Below are 381 nucleotides of genomic sequence, written 5' to 3'. Positions count from 1 at the left end.
GACGAATACTAATCGATCGAGGACTTAACTAACTTCTTATATGATGTCTTGATTATCTCTTATTTAGTTTTTAGGGTATAAATGTATTTTAATAAATTCTTGACTTTAATTATATAAACAATTATAATAATAAATGTCGCTGATTTTATCGGCCCGTTTATATTGGATTGAATTTAATATTGTCTGGTAGTGATGGCGGAGAGGTCACACCTGTTCCCATGCCGAACACAGAAGTTAAGCTCTCCAGCGCCGATGGTAGTTGGGGGTTCCCCCTGCGAGAGTAGGACGCCGCCAGGCAATACTCCAATCCAAATAAGGACGAGTATCATTGAATTCTATCAAGATTATTCCACAGTAGCTCAGTGGTAGAGCAATCGGCTG

General features: G+C 38.8%; 1 rRNA gene. It reads left to right on the top strand.

Features of this window, described 5'->3' with window-relative positions:
• Positions 1–182: 182 nt before the first annotated feature.
• A 5S ribosomal RNA gene (gene rrf / locus GMJ66_RS20330) occupies positions 183–297 on the top strand.
• Positions 298–381 lie beyond the last annotated feature (84 nt).

The sequence above is a fragment of the Oceanobacillus salinisoli genome, from assembly GCF_009733865.1.
In the GTDB taxonomy this organism is placed as follows: domain Bacteria; phylum Bacillota; class Bacilli; order Bacillales; family Amphibacillaceae; genus Oceanobacillus; species Oceanobacillus salinisoli.
Note: the sequence above shows the minus strand (reverse complement) of the source record. Positions and strands in the feature narration are given on the sequence as shown.